Genomic DNA, 25,559 nt, shown 5'->3' on the forward strand with positions numbered 1-25,559 from the left:
ACACAATATGGTTTCTAATATCATAACATCAGATGTTAGTTCCCTGTACGAGCCAATTCTTTCATATTCGCCTCAAAAGCGGCGAGGAGTGCAGCTTCACCCGCCAGGCCTTGGTCTTGAGCCTTCTCGATATGCAGCAGCATGCGCTTGTAATCTTTCGGAATAATACGGACAAAGCGGCTGAGCGCCTGATCCCAATCTCCTAGAATTTGCTGTGCCGGCACACTGCCGGTGTACTGCTCATGCTGCTGGATAAGATGATGGAGTGCTTCCGCTTCTACTGTTTCCTCCACACGCTCAAGGAGTACCATCTCCAGATTGCAGCGATCCACAAAAGTTCCTTCAGGATCATAGACGTAGGCTACACCGCCAGACATCCCGGCCGCGAAGTTGCGTCCGGTTTCGCCGAGCACGACTACCCGGCCGCCGGTCATGTATTCACAGCCATGATCGCCAACGCCTTCAACCACAATGTTCGCACCCGAGTTGCGAACGGCAAAGCGCTCACCGGCAATGCCTCTTACGTAGGCTTCACCGCCTGTAGCACCATAGAACGCGGTATTACCGGCAATAATGTTCTCCTCGGCTTTGAAGGTTGCTTTTGGCGAAGGCTTCACGATCAGCTTGCCGCCGGAAAGGCCTTTACCGATATAGTCATTCGCATCCCCTTCCACCGTCAGCGTCATCCCTTTCGGCACAAAGGCACCAAAGCTCTGGCCTGCGGAACCCACGAAGTTAAATTGAATCGTGTCTTCAGGCAGTCCGGCAGCGCCGTATTTGCGCGTGACTTCACTGCCCAGTATGGTACCCACTGCACGATCCACGTTTGTGATTGGGAACGTTCCTTCCACCGCTGCACCCGATTCCAATGCAGGCGCAGCGCTGCTGAGCAGTGAACGCATATCCAGCGTTTCTTCCAGGCCATGATTCTGTCTTTGACTGCGATAGCGAGTGCTGCCTGCCGGAAGCTCCGGCGTATACAGCAATGCGGAGATATCCACGCCCTTCTTCTTCCAGTGATGATCCGCTTTGACGGCATCCAGGCAATCGGTACGTCCAATCATCTCATTAATGGTGCGGAAACCAAGCTCTGCCATCAACTCGCGCATGTCTTGAGCGACAAAGCGCATGAAGTTGGCAACATGCTCCGGATCTCCTGTAAAGTTCTTACGCAGCTCTGGATTCTGCGTGGCTACGCCAACCGGACAGGTATCCATTTGGCAGACACGCATCATGATACATCCGACGGCAACCAATGGTGCCGTAGAGAAGCCATACTCTTCGGCACCAAGCAGAGCCGCTACCACCAAGTCGCGTCCGTTCAGCATTTTGCCATCCGTCTCAAGCACAACGCGGTCACGCAGATTGTTCATGATGAGTGTCTGATGGGTCTCGGCAAGGCCAAGCTCCCAAGGCATACCAGCATGTCGGATCGAGCCTTGCGGCGAAGCCCCCGTTCCACCATCGTAACCACTGACCAGAATGATGTCCGCGCGGCCCTTCGCAACACCTGCAGCGATCGTCCCCACACCCACCTCGGATACAAGCTTCACGTTGATATCCGCACGCGGGTTGGAGTTCTTCAGGTCGTAAATAAGCTCCGCCAAATCTTCAATGGAGTAGATATCATGATGCGGCGGCGGCGAAATCAGGCCAACACCTGGCGTCGAACCACGAACCTCGGCTACCCAAGGATATACTTTACGGCCCGGCAACTGTCCACCTTCACCCGGCTTCGCGCCCTGCGCCATCTTAATCTGGATTTCGTCCGCATTCACCAGGTAGTTGGAGGTTACGCCGAAACGTCCCGAGGCCACCTGCTTGATGGCGCTGCGGCGGGAGTCGCCATTGGCCTCCGGGATGAAACGCGCCGGATCCTCTCCGCCTTCACCCGTGTTGCTCTTGCCTCCGATGCGGTTCATCCCGATCGCAATACTCTCATGCGCTTCCTTGCTGATCGAGCCGAATGACATCGCGCCCGTTTTGAATCGGCGCATAATGGATTCTACGGATTCAACCTCATCCAGTGGTACCGGTTCGCCGGCTGGCTTGATTTCGAGCAGTGAGCGCAGCGTAAGATGCTGCTCGTTCTCCCCTTTCACAAGCTCTGCATATTTTTTATAAGTTGCATAGTCATTGGTTCGGACAGCCTGCTGCAGCAAATGGATGGTTCTCGGGTTGAACAAATGCTCTTCCCCGTCAGCTCTCCATTGATATTCGCCAGCTGAATCCAGCGCTTTATCGTTCCCATCCTTATCGGTAAAGGCACGCTCGTGATGGGCCAGAGTTTCCTTGGCCACTTCTTCCAGCCCGATGCCCCCGATACGGGATGGCGTCCGCGTGAAATAGCTTTCTACGAAATCTTCTTTGAGGCCGACAGCCTCAAAGATTTGGGCCCCGCGATAAGATTGGATCGTGGAGATCCCCATTTTCGACAACACTTTGACAACGCTCTTGTTTGCCGCTTTAATGTAATTCTTCACGGCTTTCTCATGCGAGATCCCGCGAAGCATGCCTTCCGCAATCATGTCATCCAGTGTTTCGAACGCCAGATACGGATTGACCGCACTCACGCCGTAACCCAGCAGCAGGGCATAATGATGCACTTCGCGAGGCTCACCGGATTCAAGCAGGATCGCCACCTTGGTCCGGGTTCCCTGACGGATCAGGTGATGATGGAGAGATGAAACGGCAAGCAGCGATGGAATTGCAGCATTGTCTTTATCCACGCCGCGGTCCGACAAGATCAAGATGTTGTGGCCCTTGGCAATGACCCGGTCCGCTGCCTCGCAAAGGGTTTCGATTGCTTGGCGAAGCCCTTCTGCACCTTCCGCTGCCGGGAAGAAAATCGGAATGGTCATGGATTTGAAGCCGGGACGACGAATGTGGCGCAGCTTGGCAAAATCTTCGTTCGAAAGCACCGGCGAATCCAGACGGATGTGACGGCAGCTTTCGGGCTCAGGCTTCAGCAGGTTACGCTCCGGACCGATCGTTGTTGCGGTTGAAGTGACCAGTTCTTCACGAATCGCATCAATCGGCGGGTTCGTCACCTGGGCGAACATCTGCTTGAAGTAGTTGAACAGCCGTTGCGGACGATCGGACAACACCGCGAGCGGTGCATCATATCCCATGGATGCAACAGCTTCCGCACCCGTGATCGCCATCGGCTCGATTACTTTGCGCAGCTCCTCATACGTATAACCGAAGGCTTGTTGCAGCTGACGTACATTTTCATGCTTTGGATCCGGCAGTTCCGGTGGTTCAGGAAGATCATGAAGCTCTACCAGATGCTCATCCAGCCATTCAGAGTACGGAAGTTCAGCGGCGATACTTGCTTTGACTTCTTCATCGGAGATGATCCGGCCTTCCTGCGTGTCAACGAGCAGCATCCGGCCAGGACGCAAGCGGTCCTTATACAGCACATTTTCCGGCGGAATATCCAGTACGCCCGCTTCGGAGGACAGAATGATCAGATCATCCTTCGTTACATAATAACGGGATGGACGCAGTCCGTTCCGGTCCAGGGTAGCCCCGATCTGAACACCGTCCGTGAACGCCATTGCGGCCGGGCCGTCCCATGGCTCCATCAGGGTGCTGTGGTATTCGTAGAATGCTTTTTTGGTCTTATCCATACTCTCATGGTTGCTCCACGGCTCAGGGACCATCATCATGGCCACATGCGGCAGGGAACGACCGCTGAGATACAGGAATTCAAATGTATTATCGAACATACCAGTGTCGGATCCGTCCGGATTGATGACAGGTTTAACCTTCTCCAGATCGCTTCCGAACAGTTCATGCTCAAACAGTGATTGACGGGCGTGCATCCAGTTGACATTCCCGCGCAGCGTGTTGATCTCGCCGTTGTGAATCATGAAGCGGTACGGATGCGCACGTTCCCAGCTTGGGAAAGTGTTCGTACTGAAGCGGGAGTGAATCAGCGCGATAGCGGATTCCAAGCCTTCTTCCTGCAGGTCCAAGTAAAATTCCCCCACCTGCTCCGTCGTTAACATGCCTTTGTATACGATTTTCCGACAGGAAAGGCTGGACACATAGAAGCTATCGCCTTCGGGCTTGCCGCTGTAACGGATAGCCAGCTCGGCCCGACGGCGGATGACATACAGCTTGCGCTCGAACGAGAGATCATCCTGAATGTCGGCGCTTCGTCCTATGAACACTTGGCGAACATACGGCTTTGCCGCTTTTGCTGATTTACCCAGCATTTCATCATGGGTTGGGACATCACGGAATCCAAGCAGGGTCTGACCTTCTTCAGCAATAATCGAAGCCAACTGGTCTTCATGGGCCAAACGGACAGCAGGATCATGGGATAGGAACAGCATGCCGGCACCATAATGCCCGGCTTCCGGAAGCTCAAAGCCCAGTTTCGCTGCTTCGGAGGAGAAGAAAGAGTGAGGAATTTGCAGCATAATCCCAGCACCGTCACCGGAGTTCGGCTCGCTGCCCTGACCGCCGCGATGCTCCATATTAGCAAGCATGGTAAGCGCGCTGCTAACGATTTCATGGGATGGCTTACCCTTGATATGGGCAACAAAACCCATACCGCAAGCATCTTTTTCAAACTGCGGATCATAGAGGCCCTGTTTCTGGGGAAAATCAGTATGTTTCATAAGATGCAACCTTTCTTTGTATAGAATAAAATGCTGCTGATCAATAACAGAAAACATAAAGTGCGTGTTCAAAAAGGTCGGTTTTCAGCACCGAGAAGATTGGATGAAGCTAGGGACTGAGGAGTGGAGCGTACGTTTTTGGTACGTGAGCACCGGAAGGCCCGGCTGAATTCAAGATTCGATGCCGAGTGGCTTCCTGATTCACTTCGTGATCAAAAGCGGACTTTTTGAACAACCTCTTAAAGGTTGGACATCAATCCTCTCCTGCAGTGAACACACTGTCACGAGGCGATGCAGTATTGTGCAAAAGCGGCAAGGGGTAACATTTACCTAACACGTAAGATTTATTAGTTCTATATATTTTAGCACCGTCATACAGTGCAGGCAATTCAAAGTTTTTATGAATTTGATAAGAATTGTTTTTATGAGAGTTATCACAATACACTGTTAAAACTTATGTATAATAGTGCAAAAAAACATGCAAATAAAACATTCCGAACAGGCGGTTTTGTTCACCTTCTCTCATTTCCACACAACCATCCGCTCAGATTTACACTTCACCTTCATATTCGAAAGAGGCCTTTTCTTCTTTTAAAACACCCTCCCGCTCCCAACATCTCTTCAAAAAAAAAGACTTCCCCGAGATCTGATCGATCTTCGGGGAAGTCCTCTTCCTTCATATAATAGCTATCTTACTTATGCAGTCAACGCTGTATCGGTGTCTGCTGCTTTCTTGCTGTTTCGAGTAGCCAGGAAGTACACAGCGGTCAGTGCCAGGAATACGAGACCGAATCCGGCCAGTACACCAACATTGGCCCACATGCCGTCGAAGCTTCCTGTGGAAATGACGTCCTTGTATCCTTTTACGCTGTAAGTCATCGGCAGAAGCGGATTCAATGCTTTCATCCAGTTCGGAATCAGCTCTACCGGGAACGTGCCTGCGCTTGTTGTCAATTGGAGGATCAGGATAACGATGACGACGAAGCGTCCAGGCTGATCCAGCCATGTTACGAACATTTGCACCAGGAACATGAACGATAAGCTTGTAATGATGGAGAAGAGATAGAAGAGCGGAACGCTCTGTACCTCAAGCTTCAATCCGTACAGCATGACGACCGCTGCCAGCAGCGCTTGAATCAATCCCATACCGGCAAAGGAGAGCGTACGGCTGACAAACCGGTTCCAGCCCGATGCATTCGGTACCGATGCACTGCGGATTGGCATAATAATTGTACAGAGCAGGGCTCCGACAAACAAACCGAGCGACAGGAAGTATGGTGCGAATCCCGTACCGTAGTTCGGCACTTCGTTCACTTTGTGCTCTTCAACCTGTACCGGACCGGCAAACATGGTGACCGTTTCATCGGTTGTTTTGATATCGCCTGTCTTGTCGGCAGCCTCGTTCAGCTTGCCTGCAAGCTCTCCGCTGCCTTCCTTCAATTCATTCATTCCGTTTACCAGCTCACCAGCTCCGGAATCCAGCTTCTTCGAGCCGTCGGCAAGCGTTGTAACACCACTTCCGAGCTTGCCTGCTCCTCCAGCTAGCTGCTGCGTCCCTTGCGAAAGGGTCGCTGCGCCGCTTGCGAGCTGTTTACCGCCAGCTGCCGCTTCGCTCAGCTTCATGCCGAACAGCTTCATGCCGTCAGCCAATTGCTTTTGGCCAGCGTTCAGCTGTTTGGCACCAGCCAGCAGCTCTTGACCGCCAGCTGCGAGCTGTTTGCCGCCTTCAGCCAGCTGGTTCGCTCCTGCGCTCAGCTTGCCAGCGCCTTCCTGCAGTTGCAGCGTGCCTTGATTCAACTCGGCTGCGCCTTGTGCCAACTGTTTCTGGCCGGCATTCAACCCGCTTGTGCCAGTGGCAACGGATTGGCTCACAGCCAGCAGCTGCTGAACCTCCGGACTTTGCGCCAGCTCCGGATTGCTCTCAGCCAGCTTCTTCAATCCGTCTGCAACGGCTTTGGCACCTTGCTCCAAGGAAGCCGTAGCCTCCAGCGATTGATTCAGTCCGGCTTTCAGACTGCTGCTGCCATCATGAGCGCTTTTCGCGCCTGCTGCAAGCTGGGAAGCCCCTGCCTGGTTGGCTTGCAAGCCGTTATTCAGAGTGGTACTGCCCGCTGCGGCAGATTCAATTCCCGCTTGAAGCTTCGCACCACCCTTGCTCGCTTCCTCAGCTCCCGCTTGCAGCTTGTTGTGACCCGCTTTGAGCTGATCTAAGCCGGAAGCGAGGGTGCCCGCTCCTGTATTCAACTTGCCTGCACCGTTATTCAGTTCCTGCACGCCTTTGGTCAAAGGTGCGATTCCATCCTGAAGCTCCTGTGTGCCACTGACAAGTTTAGCCAGGTTTTCCTTCAGCTTCACGGCGCCATCATCGAGTTTCACGGCACCTTCGGATATCTTGTTCGCGCCGTCTCCCGCTTCGCTCAAGCCATCGGATACTTTGGCTACTTGATCGAACAGGGTTTCCGTATAGGCTTCCGTCACTTTCGCGGACACCTTGGCCTGAATCTGCTTCACCGCAGATCCACCGATCTGAGCTGCCAGGAAGTTGTACCCTTCATTCGGCTCAAACACGATTTGCGCAGGCTGCGGATGTTCATCCATTAAAGTTGTCGCCTGCTGTGAGAAATTCTCGGGAATGCTGATGGTCATGTAGTATTTGTTATCCTTCATGCCCTGCTCAGCTTCTTGCCGATCAACGAATTGCCAATTAAAATCTTTTCCCTTCTTCAGCTCGGCAACCAAATCCTCGCCAGCGTGAAGCGTCTTTTCTTCAAAAACAGCGCCCTGGTCATTATTGACGACCGCAACGGGCAAATCCTCCATCTTTCCGTACGGGTCCCAAAAGGCCCCGAGAAACATACCGCTATACATGACCGGTATGAACAGCACCGCGATGATCGGAATCAGTATTTTTTTATTCCGAACGGCAGCGCCAAGATCTTTTCCAAATACAGATAATGACTTCATCCAGTCTCTCTCCTTTTTTTCTCTAGATAACCAGCCGACATGAATCTGCATTCTCGCAGATCACATTCCAGTACATAATGACCAATATCCTCATCCAGTCAATTCGGGCCAAAAAAAACGATCCCTGGCAAGGAAGACGATCCCTCAAGCCTAGAGAGTCCGCCTTCCTCATCACGAAGGAGGTTCTTGCATCCTTCTTATGAAGTGGCCTTCAACCCGTTAGCCAGGAACACCATCATATATTCCTTGATCTGTTCCTTGCTCAGCGGCTTGTGAAGCTGATTAAAGTCCGTCGTGAGCGCAACATACAGCTTCAGCATCACGAAGGATACCACTTGAGCATCCAGGGGCTTGAGCTCACCGATTGAGATGGCCTGCTCCACAATCCCCTCGAGATACCCGACGATTCCGTTCTCCACCTTCGTCAACCCTTCATGTGCCTTCGGCGTGCCGATATCCCGGACTTCTTGCGATAGCTTAATGAACAGCTCATGCTCGCTTCGGAATTCAAGCAGCGCATCCAGCACCCGATACAGATTGTCGAAGAAATCTCTGTCCTTCTGGATCTCGCGCTCGGCAATACGTTTCATCTCCATAATGGCCGACAGCAAAATCTCGTCAAACAGTTCATCCTTATTCGTGAAAAACGTGTAAATCGTACCTTTCCCTACATTCGCAATCTTCGCCACCTGTTCCATCGTCGTCGCTTTATATCCGAACAAAGCAAACGACTTGGAGGCAGCATCTAGCACCTGCTTCCGACGGTCCACAGCTGACATGCTTACCCCTCCTTCTTGATCTTTTAAATTTGGCCTTCATTCCAAAACTGACCAAAATACTTTTTCGGTCATTCGGTCAAAAATCACTTTACCAGATAATCGGATTCATTGCAATATCTTTTCGTTAAATTTTTTAATATTTTATATGCAGGGTTCAAATCTGATCATGACGTCTAAGGTAAGGGTACTCTCTGACTCCTAGCCGTAAAATAATTGAAATGCTTTTCCCTTTCGCGCGTATACTTATGATGCATACTCTTTTTTTTCGCGCCGCTCTTCAAAAAATGATTCCTGTTTTGTAAGATAGAGGGAGAAAGAAGTAGGTGAAACCATGCGATATACAAGAGTGCTCCTCTTTTCCGAGGGTTTCGGCACAGGACATACGCAAGCAGCGTATGCGCTGGCTGAAGGTATACAACGGATGAACCCCGGCATCCACTGCCGTGTCATTGAGCTCGGCAATTTTTTAAATCCAACCGTGGGGCCGTTAATTTTATCCGCTTATCGAAAAACCGTCAGCACCCGCCCGCGCCTTGTCGGCATGCTGTACCGTTCGCAATATAAGAAATCGTTAAACCGATTGACGCGGCTCGCGCTGCACCGTATATTCTATGCGCAGGCCCAGCAGGTGATCGAGCAGCTGAAACCGGATCTCATCATATGTACCCACCCCTTTCCTAACGCTGTGGTCTCCCGCCTGAAGCGTCAGGGGCTTGAGGTTCCGCTCTATACGCTGATTACCGACTATGATGCCCATGGCACCTGGGTCAATCCGGAAGTGGATGAATATCTCGTATCAACACCTCATGTGAAACAGCTGCTGCTGCTGCGGGACATTCAGCCCGAATACATTCATGTGACCGGTATTCCGGTGCATCCCAAGTTCTGGGAAAGGGGTAATCGAGAAGAGCTTCAAGGCGAGCTTCAACTGAAGAACATGCCAACCGTGCTGATTATGGGGGGCGGTTGGGGTCTCGTATTCAACAAGGAGCTGCTCAGCAAACTAGCCAGCAGGGCCGACGATATCCAGCTGGTCTTCTGTATGGGACAGAACGAGAAGCTGGTTGCCAGCATGCGCGAAGACCCGATCTTTCAGCATCCCAACATTCATGTTCTCGGTTATCGTGACGATATACATAAACTTATGGAAGTATCCGATTTGCTCATTACGAAGCCAGGCGGGATGACGTGTACAGAGGGAGCTGCCAAGGGAATTCCTATGCTGTTCTATGAGCCTATTCCGGGACAGGAAGAAGTGAATTCCCATTTCTTTGTCAGCGAAGGCTATGCGGAAATTCTGGACTCTCCTGCCGTGATCGACAAATGGCTGAACCTGCTGTCCGATCATTATGATCAGATAAGTAAGAAACGTAACGGAGCAGGCCGGCGTCGCATACCGCATCTGGAGCCCGACCACTGTGCCAGCCAGGTGATGGGATTGCTGACCGAAGGACATATGCCCGGTAATCGTGAAGATCCCGTCAAACTGTTTGCGGACCAGCCCTAATATCTATAGCATGATTCTATGATTCCCGCTTTTGAACTTTCACCCCAAAAAAAGCTTCCCTGTCTTCGCGACAGGGAAGCTTTTTCCATGAACAATCCATCTATATTTCCAACGTTTCTCCAGCCTTCAATGGATGACCCTGAATGCCTGTTTTGGCTAGTTCGCCGCAAAAGGCCCCAGCGTCCTGTTTAATGCCCGGGAACGTGTCATAATGGACTGGGATGACATGCTTCGCACGAATCCACTGTGCGGCCAACAGGGCGTCCTGTGGCCCCATCGTCAATAAATCCCCAATCGGCAGCGCAGCTGCATCAATTTGGTTCATCTCTCCGATTAAGCGCATATCGCCAAACAAACTCGTATCGCCTGCATGATAGAATGTTTTGCCGCCCATCGTCAGAATGACGCCACCAGGCTGCCCTGCATAGATCCAGGTGTCCCCTACCGAAATGGATGAAGAATGAAAGGCTGGGGTAAACTTCACCTTAAAGCCATCGAATTGCGCGCTTCCGCCGATGTTCATCCCATGGGATTTGGCACCCAGGCTGCCGCAATACACGGCGAGTTCATAGACTGCGATAATCGGGCAATCATTCTGCTTCGCAATCTCGATGCAATCGCCAAAATGATCGGAGTGCCCATGCGTCAACACAACCGCATCCACCTTTACGTCTTTGGGCTCGATCCCGGAGCCTGGATTCCCTGATAGCAGCGGGTCGATGATCACACGAACTCCGCCTTCTTCCACCAAAATGCTAGAATGGCCGTAATACGTAATATTCATGCTTAAACACACCTCCTACATACTAGTTTACCCATACGGGCACTACTTGTAAAAAGAGTGATTCCCTATTTTTTTAACGAACGTTCTTGAATGGTGTACCGTCAGATCCTGAGCCAGCTTCAAAGAGAGGAAAAAGTACGTATCGTCCTTTACCTCTTTTTGGCCATGAAGTGCCGCATTCACGGATTTAATCGTCTCTTTGTTCGGCTTGACACGTTTAAGACGCCCGTTCGCTACAGGACTAAATTGGTGTTTTTGATAGATGACATCGGTAATGGTATCGGGAAAATTAGCTGACCGCAGCCGGTTTAAGACAACGTTAGCAACTGCTACTTTGCCTTCGTACGGTTCGCCTTCCGCCTCTGCCATGACAATCTTCTGGAGCAGAAGCAGTTCTTCAGCTGACAAATCATAGGTCCAGGTCGCTTTGGCTTTCTGATCCTGGGTTAACGTATTTGTTCTTGTGAAGAATAAAGTTGTGGGGGGTGATAAGCTTTCAGTCTGAGATTTGACGACATGCGTCCCCTTTTGTTTTGCCGGTTTCCCGTCCGCAGTCTGAGATTTCGATGGTTTCTTTTTCTCATCTGCAGTCTTCAATACTTGTTGCGAGTTCCAATATCCGTTTTCAGCCAAAACTATGCCTTTTGCGCTTGAAAAAGCATGACTCTTGCTCCCCGGCTTATTCCACTCTTGGAAAACAATTGAAGACAAAATATTGACAGGTTCCCTATCCTGCTTGGTACTCGCGTCTTTTACGAATAGATCAGGGTCATTTACAGGAGCCGGTGCAGCCGTCACAAACTTTGGCATATCCTGCTGCTGTTCTTCCCCTTTCGTTGTCTTTGTCTGCATTCCAAGTAAACTTATAAGAGACAAACTCACAAAGAGCGCTCCGATGAGCAGCGCAACCCAGCGATTTTGCCGTAGCACTTTCATAACCATATTTTTCCTCCTATGATGTCGGCACATTCCTACACTATGTAACCACATTTTTAGGCGTTGAAAACATGGTAATTTTATGAACATTCTATTTTCAATTTCAGAAAAATGTCGAAAGCCGCGCCACACCTACTGTTTCGTACATCGGACTTGCATGCAAATTTGTTCGAAAAAGAACGAGTTGCTGCACTTCCCACTGGATGGGTTTGGGTCCTGTTCCGATAACATCCAATGAAAATTTTTGATTCCCTTGAAATTTCCGGCCAATCGTAATATGCGGACGAAACGGTCGCTCCTCCGGCACAAATCCGAAAGCCTCCATCCTCGATACCACCGATTGCTGAAGCTGAGACAGAGCATTCAAATCCCCGCCGACTCCCGCCCATAAAATTCTTGGCGAGGCGCTTGCCCCAAACACGCCGGCATCATAAAGACCAAGCCTGAAGGGCTTATGCTCCTTGGCGACTTCCTGCAGCGCCGCTGTAAGCTCCGCTGTGCGATTTGACGGCGTATCGCCTAGAAACTGTAAGGTAATGTGGTAATCCTGCGGATGAACCCATTTTTTGAAATTCACTTGCTCCCTCAATGTTTCCGTCCAATCCTGAATCCGGGAAGACACCTCGGAAGGCAGATGTACGGCAACAAATAAACGATCCATAGCTCCCTCAGCCGAATGGCTCAACTAAGACACTTCCTTCCAATCCTCTTTTATCCTAAGCAGCCAACGGCTGCTATAAGCACCATGTTTTCACGGTTCGTTTATAGTTTGAGCAATATTACCTGAAAATAGTATGAGGGTACATCAAATTCGCCTAAAAATATGATGAAGCTTCAATTTACCACAAAACGGACAATAATTCATGTACAAATTTACCAATCTCGATAGTTCGTCCATGCGCAAAGTTATGATTTCTGATAATATGTTCCCAAAGAGCGTTACGCTTTTATTCTGGTTTATATCACATTCCTTAGGAGGTAGCACCATGCCGAAAATCGTTGCCATACACGACTTAACCACCGAACAACAGCAAAAAATCAAGGATATCGCCCCTGACTACGAGCTGCTGGTCACAAAAGCGAAAGAGCTTACGCCAAGCATCGTTCAGGATACCGAAATCATGATCGGCTGGTCACGCTCCATACAGGAGGATATATTGTCTGCCGACAGCAAACTGAAATGGATTCAAGCATGGTCAGCCGGTGTGGATAAAATGCCGCTCAAAGAGCTCGAAGAAAAGGGCATTCAGCTTACCAATGCCAGCGGCGTACATAGCGTTCCAATCACGGAGCATGTTTTTGCGATGATGCTGGCCTTCACGCGCAACCTTCATCTCGCCATTCGACAGCAATCGAACAACAAATGGGATACGTCCGGCACGTTCACGGAATTGGCAGGCAAAACCATCGTCATCGTCGGCGTCGGCCAGATCGGCAGTCATACGGCGCGCGTGGCCCAAGCGTTCGGTATGCGGACCGTCGGGGTCCGTCATTCCGGCAAGTCCGATCCTTATGTGGAAGCGATGTATAAGGTCGATCAACTTGATGAAGCGCTGGCGGAAGGCGATTATATCGTGAACATCCTTCCCCTCACAGATGATACCCGTGGACTGTTCAATGAGGCAAGATTCTCGGCGATGAAGGACTCCGCCTTTTTCGTTAACGTAGGCCGGGGTCAAACCGTGGTAACCGAAGACATGCTTCAGGCACTTCAATCCGGAGCCTTGGCAGGTGCGGGACTGGATGTCTTCGAGGAAGAGCCGCTTCCGTCAGACCATCCACTGTGGAACTTGGACAACGTCATCATGACTCCTCATATGGCTGGCGATACGGATCGCTATGGCGAGCGTGCCGTGGATATTTTCCTTGAGAATTTACAGAGCTATGTAAGCGGTAAGCCGCTGTCCCGAAATGTAATCGACTATAGCAAGTCGTACTAGGACCTGGTAACAAGTTCTTAAGTACAGCTTTTATCCCGCTCTCAAAGGAGCTAGGATCTTGCAACAAAGACCACAAGATCTATACTACAAAAGGAACGTCCCGAGGTTTTCATTTTCACACCTTCCGGGACGCCCCTTTTTATTTTTTACTACTTTTATACGCAATGGGAGAGAGAATCGATGCAACCGTATACGGAACGTGTAATTGAAGTGATCCGAAGCATTCCGGAAGGATATGTCATGACGTATGGACAAGTGGCCAGACTGGCTGGCAGCCCAAGGGGCGCCCGTCAGGTCGTCAGAATACTTCACACCCTCAGTCACATTCACAAGCTGCCTTGGCACCGCGTCGTCAACGCTAAAGGAGAAATCGCCATCAAGGACGATGAATCCAGGCTCATGCAGGAGTTGTATCTCCAGGACGAAGGCGTTGTCGTCAATCCCAAAGGTATCATTGATTTGGAAAAGTATCGATTTGATCCTGCCGAATAAATCGGGTAGCCGTTTATTCGCACAACCAAATATCTCTTACAAAACTCCCCTTGCGGGTCGTGCAATGACGCAGGATCTTCCAGCCCGTATTCATCAGTTGCTCGCGTAATGGCTCTGTGCTGACGATGACAGCTCGATCTGACAACCGACGTAAGCTATGCAGCATCTGCAATTTCTCTTCCTCCGGAAAAACGGAACACAGATTATACGGCAGGTCCAGGATCGCGGCATCATAATGACCTTGCAATGTATTCATATCCTGAATGGCAACTTTGTTATCATCATAACCGTAGTGACTCAGATTCACCCTCGCTCCCCGAATGGCAAGCGGATTGATGTCACGACCCTCGGCCGCGAGTCCCATCGACAACGCCTCGATCAATACATTCCCCATACCGCAGCAGGGATCCAGGAGCGTGACTCCGCCTAATCGAGGAACTGCCAGGTTGACCAGTGCCCTCGCGATCCGTGAGCTGAGGCCTGTAGAGTAATTTTGAGGCTTCTGTTTATGATTCAGCCATGCGCGTTCAGGTTCATGAAGGATTCCCAATCTCCAGATGCCGCCTGTGGACACCATACCAAGCGTGACATCCGGAGCTTTCATCTGTGCGGTTCCTGTTATTTGGCGGCCTACCATCCGTTCATACCCGCGGGATTGTTCATAACTGAATCGATCCCCCGCCTTGAGACAGACAACTTTGAAGGTTGCATTATTAAGGTGAATGCTGCCTGCTTGCTCGGCGATTCGTTCGATGGATTCTCCAGTTATCTTGACATCGATGCAGGCCGATAAGAACGGGCTCCGATCCGGATCAACCCATAACTCGCTTTCCAGCCACTCCTCACCGTCAGGCTCATGACCGAATAGCTCCGTCAGCTCCATCAAGCACAGCTCCCGCTCCGTTTCATGACAAGCATAAGTGTAAAAAAACGATGGCTCACCGCTTGTGGAAGACGGAGTAAAGGTAATGTCATACTCGTTCGTATTTATCATGTAATTCGTCTCTCTTCTATTATATATGTGCAGCAGTTGACTACTGCTCCATTAACAGCCGATAGGATTCCAGCCGTGCATTGTAATCACTTACCGGCGTGACGATCAGGAATTCGTCACACCCGTACTGCTCTGCCATATGCTGCAGTCTGTTTCGCACACTTGCAGGCGTACCGATGATAAGCCGCTGGGATGGGCCTGACGAATCGGAACCTGACGGTTCCGTGGGCATGGTGCGCTGCCCTGGTCGGGGAATTTGCGTTGCAAGCTTCTTTGCCTGTTCCTCCGTTTCCGCGCAAACCACACTTACCGCCACCATCGTGCACGGTTCTTGCAGATGACCGCTTGGCTCAAAAGCTTCCCTGTAAGAATGGAGAACTTCCGCCCCGTCCGTATCGCTCATAAACTGTCCGAATACATAACCCGTCCCGAATTCGGCCGCATACCCCGCACTCTTCGTGTTCGTGCCGAGCATCCACATCACGGGCGGAGTTGCGGGCACCGGTTTCGCTGCTACCGGCACGTCTTCATAGCGGTACCGATCCTCCAGCAGTTCGGTCAAAGCCCGAATCCGCTGCGGCAAATCCGCCACATGACCCAGGAAATTTCCGCTAAGCGCCAAACTCGTATGCGCTGAACCTCCCGGCGCCCGCCCGATCCCGAGATCGATGCGTCCGGGATACAGCGCTGCCAGCATGCGGAAATTCTCCGCCACCTTTAGCGGGCTGTAGTGGGGCAGCAGCACGGCCCCGGAGCCGAGCCGGATGCGCGTTGTCCTGGCACCGATATGGGACAGCAAAATCTCAGGCGATGCACAGGACAGATGCTCCAGATCATGGTGCTCTGCCGCCCAGTAGCGCCCGTAGTCCCATGCTTCCACTTTTTGTGCCAGTATCACCGCTTGCTGCAACGCTTCTTCGAACGAGCTCTCTCCCAAACGCGGAACCAGGTCAAGCACGCTCAGTTTCAATTGGCTATTCATGCCATCCCCCTTTTTCCGCCGATCCTAATCCAAATCATAGATCGAACCTACCTTGAGTCCATATAACTCGTTATAGATTTTCTCGGCAAAAGCGTCCGTCATCCCTGCGATATAATCAATCACCATATGCTCCCACGTCCAGATCGGCTGGGTCCGCTTCTGATCCGCCTCATAACGCTGAAGCCAGTCGGACGGAATAATCGCCGTTGACGCAACAGGATCCAGAAAAGCATCCCACAAGCGCTTGATGATCCATTCGCTGCGCTTCTGCAGGCGCTGAACCCGCAGGTCGCGAATCATAGTCACCCAAGCGAAACTCTTCAGGACGCTGACCGTACGCAGCATATCCTCATCTTCCACACCGTCTTTGACAAACGTCACCTTTTTCCAATCCCCGTTCGTAATTACGCCCAAGCTGCCTACAAACAGGCTGACCCAGTAGGCCTTGACCTCCCGCCGGGTACGGGAATAGTCATTCTCGCAGGTCGGCATTTTCTCGTTCCAGATTTTCAGAAACTCGTCCAGCACCGTATCCACCTTCGGATGAATCTGCTCCTTGGTCCATCCCTTCCATACCTCGTCTTCCAGCGTCATGATCTTCTCCACGATCAGTTTGTTCAGGTGACTGTCCCGCAAAAAGTGTTCGTGCACCTCGATCTTCCCGGCTTTGATGCCATCCTCCAGATCATGCGCGGAATAGGCGATGTCATCGCAAAGATCCATCAGCTGCGCTTCGAGCGTTCGATGCGTGCCGGGAATTTGCCACTCCTTCCGAATCTGGGAGATGTAATCCCATTCATGCCGGTACATCCCTTTATGATTATCCAACCCGGAGAACGGATATTTATTGATGCCAAGCAGCACCGCATCGGACAGATTGAGTCCGTTGACATTCTCTCTTTTCTCCAAAAACATGATCAGCCGAAAATTGTGCGCATTCCCTTCAAAATGCTCATATTTACGTCGCATCGCCTGCTGTACCTCGGCAGCCCGCTCCGGCGTCGGCGTACCCGGCTGACGCGTCAGCTCCTTCTCGGTTCTGCGGTCAATTAGCTTATCCAGAATGCCCTGCAGCACCTCTTCGCCCTTATGGCCGAATGGAGGATGCCCAAAATCATGGGCGATCGCCGCGCATTCCACCACCTCGGGATCAATCATCAGCCCAGCGTTCTCCGCCTGATCCGGCATCACTTCGGGATAATGGCGGCTCAAACTCCGTGCCGCTTCGCGCGCAATCTGCGCCACCTCGAGCGAATGCGTTAAGCGCGTCCGGTAGTAATCGCCGGTGCCAGCACCGAATACCTGTGATTTTCCTTGCAGCCTGCGGAACGTCGGCGAATGGATCAGGCGCGAATAATCCCGCTCGTATACCGCGCGTGAAGCATCCGACTTCGTTTGCTCCGGGTATTGGCGATGCTCTCTAAGCTCATTCAGTGTCATTTATCCCACTCCTGTTTTATCTGTATAGGGTCGATTCGGAATCGTTCGTTCTTTAGATTATATGCCATCCGGCAGCTGAAGAAAAATATGATTCCCCAGTAAACCCGTTCCTCCTTGTATACCCGAATTGTGTCAGACACTATCTGCTAAGCATGATAATTCCCGTCAAGGCGATGGGTGGTGCAAATCATGCAAAGATGGACTCCAGTCTCCACGGCCCTATTTTTACACCCTCGGGAGGGTATAAACGTCAATGAATCTTCCATTATGCAAAAACGCCAAGCGCTTATAGGATTAACACAAGACCTGTGCGCACATTCTTGCTACGTTGTTAGGTAAGCGCTGTCATTCACTTCTTGAAGCGCGTCACGGAAAGGAGGGAAATGATATTCCATAAGAGTCATAAAGCAAATCCGATACCACCCCGAATCAGTCCAACCATGTTAAAGCCACCTTCTTCTCCTATACCCACATGCACCTCTAACATTCATTGGGCTTCTTATGCCCGGGGGGCAGTCAAGCGCCTACTCCTCGGGTTTTCTTAAACACGCTTCAATCACAAATTGAAAAGCGAGGGATGGAACGTTGAAGAAGACACTTAACCGAATCTCATGCCTAATCCTCTGCCTGCTGATCACCATAAGCATCATGGCATCCCCAGGGCAGCTTCCTGTTGTATCTGCACAATCGGTTTCAGAATTCGATCTTACAGATGAATCTGTTGCCTCGGATTCCGATCCCCTGCCGGAACCAGAAGGGCCGGATATTCGCTTCTTCTCCGATAACTTTGATTCGGACCGCTACGGAACCACGGGCGGCGTCGTCATCCCGCTGCCTTGGGTTCAGACCGGGGATGGCGGGAGTAAAGCCAAAACCTCCGTATCCGGCAGCGCGCCGTCCACGCCGAACCTCATGAAAATCGACGTGACCGATTCCGTCTATCTGCCCGTCAATACGACGGGTTATGGCAACATTAAGCTGAGTTATTATACGAGAGCCTCATCCTATGTCAGCGGAAGCATTGTTGCCGAGTGGTCGGGCGACGACGGAGCGACCTGGAGCATACTGGAGGATTTCAAGCTGGCCCCGGGAACGCCCGAAGCGCCTCGCAGCGAATCCAACACGATGAAAACCTGGACGCTGCCGCCGGAAGCCAGCAGCGATCCGAACGTGCGAATCCAGTTCCGGGTAGGTGATCCGATGAACGCCAATATGTATATCGACAGCGTCTCGCTGTCCGGTCAGGCCATACCGGGCATTCCGCCTGCGGTCGATCCTGTGCCAGAACCCCCGCCGACCGAAACGGGCCCATACCCTGCGCCGGAAGGCGTAACCCTCTATGAGGACGTTTTGATCGGCAAAGCCGGCGACCGGGATCTCTTCACGTCCATCGCCGTTCCGAGCACTCCGCCAGCCGAGCCTATGCCGGTCATGATCTACATTCACGGCGGAGGCTGGAATAAAGGCGACCGCAAAAACGCTCTCGGCAGCATCTGCAACTATGCCCTTAAACGCGGGTACATCGGCGTTTCCTTAAGCTACCGGCTAACCCCCGAAGCGCCTTACCCGGCCCAGATTCAAGACGTGAAGCTGGCCATCCGTTATTTGCGAGCACATGCCGAGCAATACCACATTGATCCGAGCCGGATCGGCGTCTGGGGAACTTCGGCAGGCGGGCATCTCGCATCCCTGCTCGGAACGACCGGAGACCTGACGATCGAGGATACGGTCACGCTGGATACTGGGGATACCGTTCATCTTCCCGATATCGAAGGCGCAGGAGGCTGGCCGGAATACTCCACCAAGGTTCAGGCGGTGGTGGACTGGTACGGACCGGCAGACTTCACGACCGATTTTGCCGACCGCTACAGCTCGGTCACAAAGCTGCTCGGTGGGCATAACGCCCTGTCCGTCCCGATTGAGGCTCGGCTTGTCATGCCAGGGACGTATGCCACTCCCGATGATCCGCCGTTCTGGATCCGGCACGGTGACGCGGACGCCACCATCCCTTACACCGACAGCGTGACATTCGCGGATCAATTGACAAGCGCCGGTGTTCCGGTCGTGGATTTTGAGATCGTGCCCGGCCAGGGTCATGGTTTTACCGGAGAAGCCAAGTCAACCGCAGATGCGGAAGCTTGGGCTTTCATGGATCAGCACGTGAAGAACCTGGAAGTAACAACGCCGATCCTCTACAAAGACGGCTACACGCCCCCTGATCCGACGGACCCCACCGACCCAACCGATCCCTCTACGGGCATCCCCGTTGAGGTTGGCCGTTTGGTGCCCTCGGACGATGCCCTGATCGACAGTTCCAAACCCGACACCAATATCAATTCCGCTACAAGCACAAGCCTTGGCCTTTTTAGCGTATCGTCCGGTACAACCAACAAAAAGGTTGTCTATTTCAAATTCGATGCTTCCACCCTGAGCGATCCGGACTACCGCTACGAATTCCAGGTCGCCGCGAAAAAAGGCACCAGCAACACGGACCTGGAGCTCTCCCTCTACGGGATCGAGAATATAGCCTGGAACGAAAGCGAGCTGACCTGGAATAATGCACCCACGAATACCCTCGATCCGGCCGCTTATGTGGGATCGTTTACGGTAAAGGCCGAGAATGGTGGCCGGCCTGAGGTGTACAGCGTCGATGTGACGGACTATGTCCGCAGCCGTCTTGCGAATGGCAGCGTATCGTTTCTCCTTGCAGATGCGAACCAAACCGGTGTCAGCGTCAATATCTATACCAAGGAAGCCAACGGCTCCAGCAATCCAAGACCTGCGCTGGTCGTAAGCGAGTTGGTGGATTCCAGTCAGGATAATACGCCACCGTCCTGGCCGGACGGAAGCCGTCTGTCCATTAGCAGCATTGGCGAAGATTATGTGCATTTGGAATGGCCGAGGGCGGAAGACAACAAGTTAGTCGCAAAGTATAACATTTATCAAAACGACGTCAAAGTAACGGAGCTGAGTTCCGACATCACCCGCTATGAAATGGAAGGGCTGTCTCCGCACACGGAGTACAGCTATAAGGTCGAAGCCGTCGATGCCGCTGGAAACGTCAGTCGGGTTCCGCTGACGTTATCAGTTACGACGCTTAGTGCTCCCTTAGCGCCTTGGCCTGTGGCCTCAGTCACGGCAAGCGGCAGCGACGGCAACATCGAGGATAATACCTTGGACCAAAATCTGTACACCCGCTGGTCAGCGGCCGGCGACGGTCCGTGGATCATGTTTGATCTGGGCGAGGCCCGGGACATCGGTTATCTGGGCATCGCCTTCTATAAAGGGGACGCTCGGGCGACGGAGATCGATATCGAAACCTCCGATGACGGAGTAACCTGGTCTCCCCTCTTCAACGGTTCGAGCAGCGGTACCACCACCGCGATGCAGCCTTTTGACGTTCCGGATACGAGCGCGCGTTACGTGAAGTTGATCGGGCGCGGAAATTCGGACGGCAGTGTCTACACGAGTCTGACGGAAGTCCATATCTATCCGCCTTTTGCTAACGGGGATACGCCTGTGGCGATAATACCGGATTTTGTACCGCAGCCGCCGGAGGGTACGGTTCCTTTTACCGCTCCCGGCATGAAAAATGCGGACGGCAGCGACCATCCGGTACATCAGGCTTTTGCTGCAACCGGAAGGACACTGAACGTGGTCGATTACGGGGCTGATCCTGCAGACAATGCTGCGGACGATCGACCGGCGATTCAACGAGCGATGGATGAAGCGCTCCCGGGAGACGAGGTATTTTTCCCGAATGGCGTGTACAACTTAAAAAGTGCACCCGATGGACTGACCAATCTGATGCTGAAATCCGAGGTCAATTTACGCGGGGAAAGCCAGAACGGTGCGATTCTGAAAACCTCGCTGAACAAGGTCCGGAACAGTACGATGCTGAGATCCGCCAAGCAGCATGATCTAACCATCTACAACCTGACGCTGACATCTGTTTGGGAGGGTCAATATACGACGGATCACAGAATCAACAATCCGGATGCCGGCGGTCCTGACATGATGATCATTGCCGCCAATTATGGCGAGTCGCCTTCGTACAACATCACGATCGACAGCGTGACGATCGAGAAATTCAGCCGCATGGGCGTCCGCATCGAGAACAGCCATGATATCGTCGTCCGCAACACCACGTTCCGAAATGCCACGGATCTTGGACCTGGCGGTGCCGGATACGGCGTATCCATTCAAGGCGTACCGAAGGTCGACCGCAACGGTTTTGCCAATGATACCAGGTGGAATCTGGTCGAGGACTCTTCCTTCGAGGGGCCTTATCTTCGTCACGGGGCACTTATTCAATATGTAGCCCATAACAATGTGGTCCGGCACAATGAATTCCACCAGGTCCGGCTGGATGCGATTGATCTGCATGGGGAGCTGGAGTATTTTAACGAGATCCACGATAACCTGATCACCGACATGCCGTATGGCGGCGGCATCGGCATCGGGAATACCGGGGGGACCGCACCGACCAATCACAGCAAATCCGGCCCGCAAAACTATATCCACGACAACACGATCCGCAACGCGCGGCAAGGCATCGTTGTATCCATGGGCTCACCGGATACCATCATTGAGAACAACCGAATCGAAAATACCGTCGACATTCCGGATGCTGCCGGCATCCATATTTTGAACGGACCGGGCACGATCATCAAGGGCAACACGATCCGTCAGAACACGGCCGAGCATTATTGGGGCATCCTGCTCGAACACGACAACGGGGACACCAACGCGGGCGGCATTGGATCCGGAGACCCGGAGAACGTGCAAATTCTGAACAATACCATTACCGGGAACAGCAACGGGATTCAGCTCAAGGCGGGCCAGAATATCAAGCTAAGCAGCAATACGCTGGACAACATCGGCGAGAACTTTACGGTAGCCCCTGGCGTCACGTATACCGATCTCACCGCGGGCCTGGAGTACAGCACGACGGCCCCGACGAATCGAGACGTTGTTGCAGTCTTGGTGTCGAATCGTCCGTTTACCGTTACCAATAACAGCGGATCTCCAACATACAAATTTACCGAGAACGGTTCATTTACATTTGAATATGCAGATGAGAACGGTAACGAAGGTACGATGACGGCCACCGTATCGAACATCGATAAAATCGCCCCGGTGCTGAAGGTTACACTCTCGCCTTCCGTATTGAAGGCGCCAAACCGCAAAATGGTCGATATTTACGCTGACCTCGAATCTAGCGATGAAGGCTCTGGCGTTGCATCAATCACTCTAACCTCCATTACCGTGGAGAGTGCGGGCGGCAAGGGGCATGGCGGAGATACATCGGAGATTGTGAACGGTAAAGATAAGGACACGGGTAACAACAACAGTAAAGGCAAGGATAAGGAAGGCGACCGGGGACCGAATATTCAAGATGCCGAGTTCGGTACCTATGATACCCATTTCCGGCTGCGAGCTGAGAAATCGGAGCGCGGACGGAGCCGAATCTACACGGTGACTTATACCGTTACGGACCATGCGGGGAACCAATCGCAGGCGGTGGGGACGGTGAGGGTGAAGTGAGTTGAGTTTACTTATGTAGTGAATTTTTGGTATGAATATGTATGCACGGACACAGGGTTCATGGAATAAGCGAACGTGAATTGCGCCGAGAAAGTAAAGACGGCTCGAACACACTATAAAAGCACATTCCGGAAATGAATAACCGAGCATGAAGATGCTAGCAAAACACTAACTGATATAAACAACAAAAGCTGCCCATACCGTCCTAAACGGTTGGGCAGCTTTATTGTTCAACACAGCTCAAAAAACGCTTCATTATATAGATGGAACTTGCGAGAGCAGCTGCCATGTTAATTTTTGTATCACTTGCTCGGACTATCGAAGATCCCCAAACGATGCAGCACGGTCATGATTCGGTAAAAATCGTAGCTACCCTTAGGATCATGCAATACTTCTGCTTGCTGTGCAGCTTGTAATGCCGGTTCTGCCCAAGATGGAACTTTCGCCGGTTTCTCTGTCTCAACTGCCTTGAGCCTTACGTTCATCTGCTGAATGGTATTGCTTTGCTCCGTTAGCAGTTTCATCGCAGAAGCATATTGCTTGCTAAGCTGCTGAATCTGCTCTTCTGTTTTTTGCAGCTCGGCCGTTAATTGTTCGATTTTCATACGTTCCTCCTCCTCTGGACTAGGCACATCATATTGATAGAGCGAGTTCTGCTCCATAATGGAAATAAGCTTTTTCGGATAATTGGGGTCTGTGGCATAGCCCCCTCTCCAAATCTCGGTCGCAGCCGTTTTATAATCCGCCCACAATACGCCATGGTAGCGCTGCGGCTTGTCACGTGTGCCGTTCAAGATCAGCCGGGTATGATCGGCAACCGATTCATTCCAGCTGTTGTACTTACGAAACTGAGCTTGGGTCGTGTAGGGCGTCTGCCCCCGGTATTCGGTTGTCTGCATGGTGACACTTCCCGCGGGACCCGTTCCTTTGATCCCAAACAGATTGTTCGCTTTTTGCGTTAGACCGCTCAATCCCCAATTGGATTCCAGGATTGCCTGAGCAAGCGTAAGCGAAGCAGGCACCCCGTACTGACGCATGTCCTGATTGGCTATAGGTGCCAGCTTGGCTATAAATTCAGAGGGTTTCATCCTTTTTCTCCTCCTTTCGTACGGTTTGCTTGTCCCCTTCTTCGGATTTGATCTGGAATACCTGTACCACATTACGCAGGGACTGGGGGATCGGTACCCCCATTCTCCCAACGTTCTCAATAATAGACAGCAGCTCATTCGCGAGATAGAAGAAGATCACGGTATTCTGAAAATAATTCATCTCCCCCAGCACCCGGTCCACCAGATGCATCAGGGCGATGATGAGAAAAATGGTCATTTTGCGTGCAATCCCAGTATAACCAATACGGCTGCGCAGCTCGCCGTTCATCCAGGCCGCGCCCCATCCGGTCAACCAATCGATCACCACGAACCACAACAACAGATGCAGCGGCAGCGACCATCCGCCCCAGACGTAACCTGTCACGGCCCCCGTCCCCGCCACCAGCATCTTAAACAGCTGACCGATGTGCTCATACATAATTGTTCCTCCTTTATATGGTTTTGAAGTTGTGAAAAAGCCCTCGGAGGAGCCGAGGGCTTGCGTTACTGCTATTCACAGTTGCTCTAAGAGAGAGAGAATCCTTGTTAGCATGCACGTCACTTCGCCTGCGGATCATGCTTCCGATCGCTGTTGCCCACGGATTTCCTGAAATCTTATGGATAAGGTTAAAATCCGGGGACAAAGGCGACCGCTCCGCTTCTACAGCATGATTCCGCCTTCTTCGTTGAAGTTTCTTTTTAATCTAAGGTCATTCAAAGCAGCGTTTAGTAGGCCTCGCCAGTGATGACTTCATATTCTTCCGAAGTGATCACGCCAAACGCAACATATTGTCTCAGTTGGGGCTTCTGTGCCCACTTCTTTTCGTAGTAGTACTTCAATCGCTCAAAATCGTTCTCGAACATCGTCTTCCGCTCCTTTCGATCAGCTATTTTCAAGTGATAACAACCGTAACTCAAGCCCCACAATTTGAGCGCCCTGCGCCTCATTTTGCTGGCGCAACTCCATGGCCTCAAGCTCCCGTGCAACCATCTCAGAACCTAAGCGATCCACTTCATTAGGTTCCTGTGGTTGAGGTCTAGTTAGCTCCTCGATTTCTTCCGGGGTTAAACCTTCGATCCATAACGTCGGTTGCATCGGTGCTTGATAGATTGGCGGCTCCCCTCGTTCTTCCTCGGGTAATGCTGACCACTGATCATATTCTGACTGAAACGCGTCTTTAGCGGAGCTTTCCGCATCCTGGTACGCCTCCCACGCCGCCAAGTCGAAGCGCGGACGGTACAAGCCAGGAATAACCGGGATACCTACGATAAATCCGGCGATTTCCAGTTCCGGCGTATCCTCCGGCTGCTCGTCTTCTGGTGCTGTCTCTAGTTCAACTTCGCCCGGATCAGTGGGCAGCGTCGGAATAACCGGCGCATAAAAAGGGACGGCACCGGAAAAGGCATCGTCCACTAGCGTATCCTCTATATAGAGGCCGTTAATATTTACTTTAGGTGCGGCTTTCATATGATCC

17 protein-coding genes are annotated in these 25,559 nt (G+C 51.9%); 4 read left to right on the plus strand and 13 right to left on the minus strand.

The window, feature by feature from the left end; all coding sequences use genetic code 11:
* Positions 1 to 35: 35 nt before the first annotated feature.
* The 3 genes from gltB to MHH48_RS29360 all read right to left on the minus strand — a co-directional run bounded on the left by gltB (position 36) and on the right by MHH48_RS29360 (position 8,374).
* Positions 36 to 4,631 carry a glutamate synthase large subunit gene (gene gltB, locus MHH48_RS29350; RefSeq protein WP_076324737.1) on the minus strand — a complete coding sequence of 1,532 codons (4,596 nt, stop codon included), beginning with the start codon at positions 4,629 to 4,631 and terminating at the stop codon, positions 36 to 38.
* A 696-nt stretch (positions 4,632 to 5,327) separates the two neighbouring features.
* Positions 5,328 to 7,595 (minus strand): YhgE/Pip domain-containing protein, encoded by a 2,268-nt coding sequence (locus tag MHH48_RS29355; RefSeq protein WP_076324738.1) that lies wholly within the window; start codon positions 7,593 to 7,595, stop codon positions 5,328 to 5,330.
* Between the two features lie 197 nt (positions 7,596 to 7,792).
* Positions 7,793 to 8,374: a TetR/AcrR family transcriptional regulator gene (locus MHH48_RS29360; protein ID WP_076324739.1), complete on the minus strand. Its 582-nt coding sequence runs from the start codon at positions 8,372 to 8,374 to the stop codon at positions 7,793 to 7,795.
* A gap of 331 nt (positions 8,375 to 8,705) precedes the next feature.
* Here MHH48_RS29360 and MHH48_RS29365 point away from each other — a divergent pair, with 331 nt between their 5' ends.
* Complete coding sequence (locus MHH48_RS29365; protein ID WP_076324740.1) at positions 8,706 to 9,881, plus strand: glycosyltransferase; 1,176 nt, start codon at positions 8,706 to 8,708, stop codon at positions 9,879 to 9,881.
* Positions 9,882 to 9,981: 100 nt separating this feature from the next.
* On the opposite strand, the gene MHH48_RS29370 is transcribed toward MHH48_RS29365, so the two are convergent.
* The 3 genes from MHH48_RS29370 to thpR form a co-directional block, all read right to left on the minus strand.
* Positions 9,982 to 10,665 (minus strand): metal-dependent hydrolase, encoded by a 684-nt coding sequence (locus MHH48_RS29370; protein WP_076324741.1) that lies wholly within the window; start codon positions 10,663 to 10,665, stop codon positions 9,982 to 9,984.
* Positions 10,666 to 10,707: 42 nt separating this feature from the next.
* Positions 10,708 to 11,607, minus strand: a complete 900-nt coding sequence (locus MHH48_RS29375) for a cell wall hydrolase (RefSeq protein WP_076324742.1) — start codon at positions 11,605 to 11,607, stop codon at positions 10,708 to 10,710.
* A gap of 97 nt (positions 11,608 to 11,704) precedes the next feature.
* A complete protein-coding gene (thpR, locus tag MHH48_RS29380) occupies positions 11,705 to 12,286 on the minus strand; it encodes an RNA 2',3'-cyclic phosphodiesterase (RefSeq protein WP_179090690.1) in 582 nt (193 codons plus the stop codon).
* Between the two features lie 301 nt (positions 12,287 to 12,587).
* Between thpR and MHH48_RS29385 the strand changes: the two genes are divergently transcribed.
* Positions 12,588 to 13,541, plus strand: a complete 954-nt coding sequence (locus tag MHH48_RS29385) for a D-2-hydroxyacid dehydrogenase (protein ID WP_076324743.1) — start codon at positions 12,588 to 12,590, stop codon at positions 13,539 to 13,541.
* 180 nt (positions 13,542 to 13,721) lie between these two features.
* Entirely contained in the window at positions 13,722 to 14,033 is a 312-nt protein-coding gene (locus MHH48_RS29390) for an MGMT family protein (protein ID WP_076324744.1), read from the plus strand.
* A 13-nt stretch (positions 14,034 to 14,046) separates the two neighbouring features.
* Here the strand turns inward: MHH48_RS29390 and MHH48_RS29395 are convergent, their stop codons facing one another.
* The 3 genes from MHH48_RS29395 to dgt are packed head-to-tail and all read right to left on the minus strand — an operon-like array spanning position 14,047 to position 17,449.
* A complete protein-coding gene (locus tag MHH48_RS29395; RefSeq protein WP_076324745.1) occupies positions 14,047 to 15,027 on the minus strand; it encodes an RsmD family RNA methyltransferase in 981 nt (326 codons plus the stop codon).
* Positions 15,028 to 15,067: 40 nt separating this feature from the next.
* The gene (locus MHH48_RS29400; protein WP_076324746.1) at positions 15,068 to 16,009 is read right to left on the minus strand and encodes an LLM class flavin-dependent oxidoreductase; all 942 of its coding nucleotides are present in this window, start codon (positions 16,007 to 16,009) and stop codon (positions 15,068 to 15,070) included.
* A gap of 24 nt (positions 16,010 to 16,033) precedes the next feature.
* Positions 16,034 to 17,449, minus strand: a complete 1,416-nt coding sequence (gene dgt, locus MHH48_RS29405) for a dGTP triphosphohydrolase (RefSeq protein WP_076324747.1) — start codon at positions 17,447 to 17,449, stop codon at positions 16,034 to 16,036.
* A gap of 585 nt (positions 17,450 to 18,034) precedes the next feature.
* Here dgt and MHH48_RS29410 point away from each other — a divergent pair.
* Entirely contained in the window at positions 18,035 to 22,996 is a 4,962-nt protein-coding gene (locus MHH48_RS29410) for an alpha/beta hydrolase fold domain-containing protein (RefSeq protein ID WP_076324748.1), read from the plus strand.
* 302 nt (positions 22,997 to 23,298) lie between these two features.
* Here MHH48_RS29410 and MHH48_RS29415 read toward each other — a convergent pair whose 3' ends face one another.
* The 4 genes from MHH48_RS29415 to MHH48_RS29430 form a co-directional block, all read right to left on the minus strand.
* Positions 23,299 to 24,084 (minus strand): glycoside hydrolase family 73 protein, encoded by a 786-nt coding sequence (locus MHH48_RS29415; RefSeq protein ID WP_076324749.1) that lies wholly within the window; start codon positions 24,082 to 24,084, stop codon positions 23,299 to 23,301.
* On the minus strand, positions 24,071 to 24,523 hold the full coding sequence (locus MHH48_RS29420; protein WP_076324750.1) for a phage holin family protein: 453 nt from the start codon (positions 24,521 to 24,523) through the stop codon (positions 24,071 to 24,073). The genes MHH48_RS29415 and MHH48_RS29420 overlap by 14 nt, the downstream gene beginning before the upstream one ends.
* Before the next feature lie 287 nt (positions 24,524 to 24,810).
* Complete coding sequence (locus tag MHH48_RS29425; protein ID WP_076324751.1) at positions 24,811 to 24,948, minus strand: XkdX family protein; 138 nt, start codon at positions 24,946 to 24,948, stop codon at positions 24,811 to 24,813.
* A gap of 19 nt (positions 24,949 to 24,967) precedes the next feature.
* Complete coding sequence (locus MHH48_RS29430; protein ID WP_076324752.1) at positions 24,968 to 25,552, minus strand: hypothetical protein; 585 nt, start codon at positions 25,550 to 25,552, stop codon at positions 24,968 to 24,970.
* Positions 25,553 to 25,559: the final 7 nt, after the last annotated feature.

Origin of the sequence: Paenibacillus sp. FSL F4-0100 (assembly GCF_037993005.1) — a bacterium.
In the GTDB taxonomy this organism is placed as follows: Bacteria; Bacillota; Bacilli; order Paenibacillales; family Paenibacillaceae; genus Paenibacillus_AQ.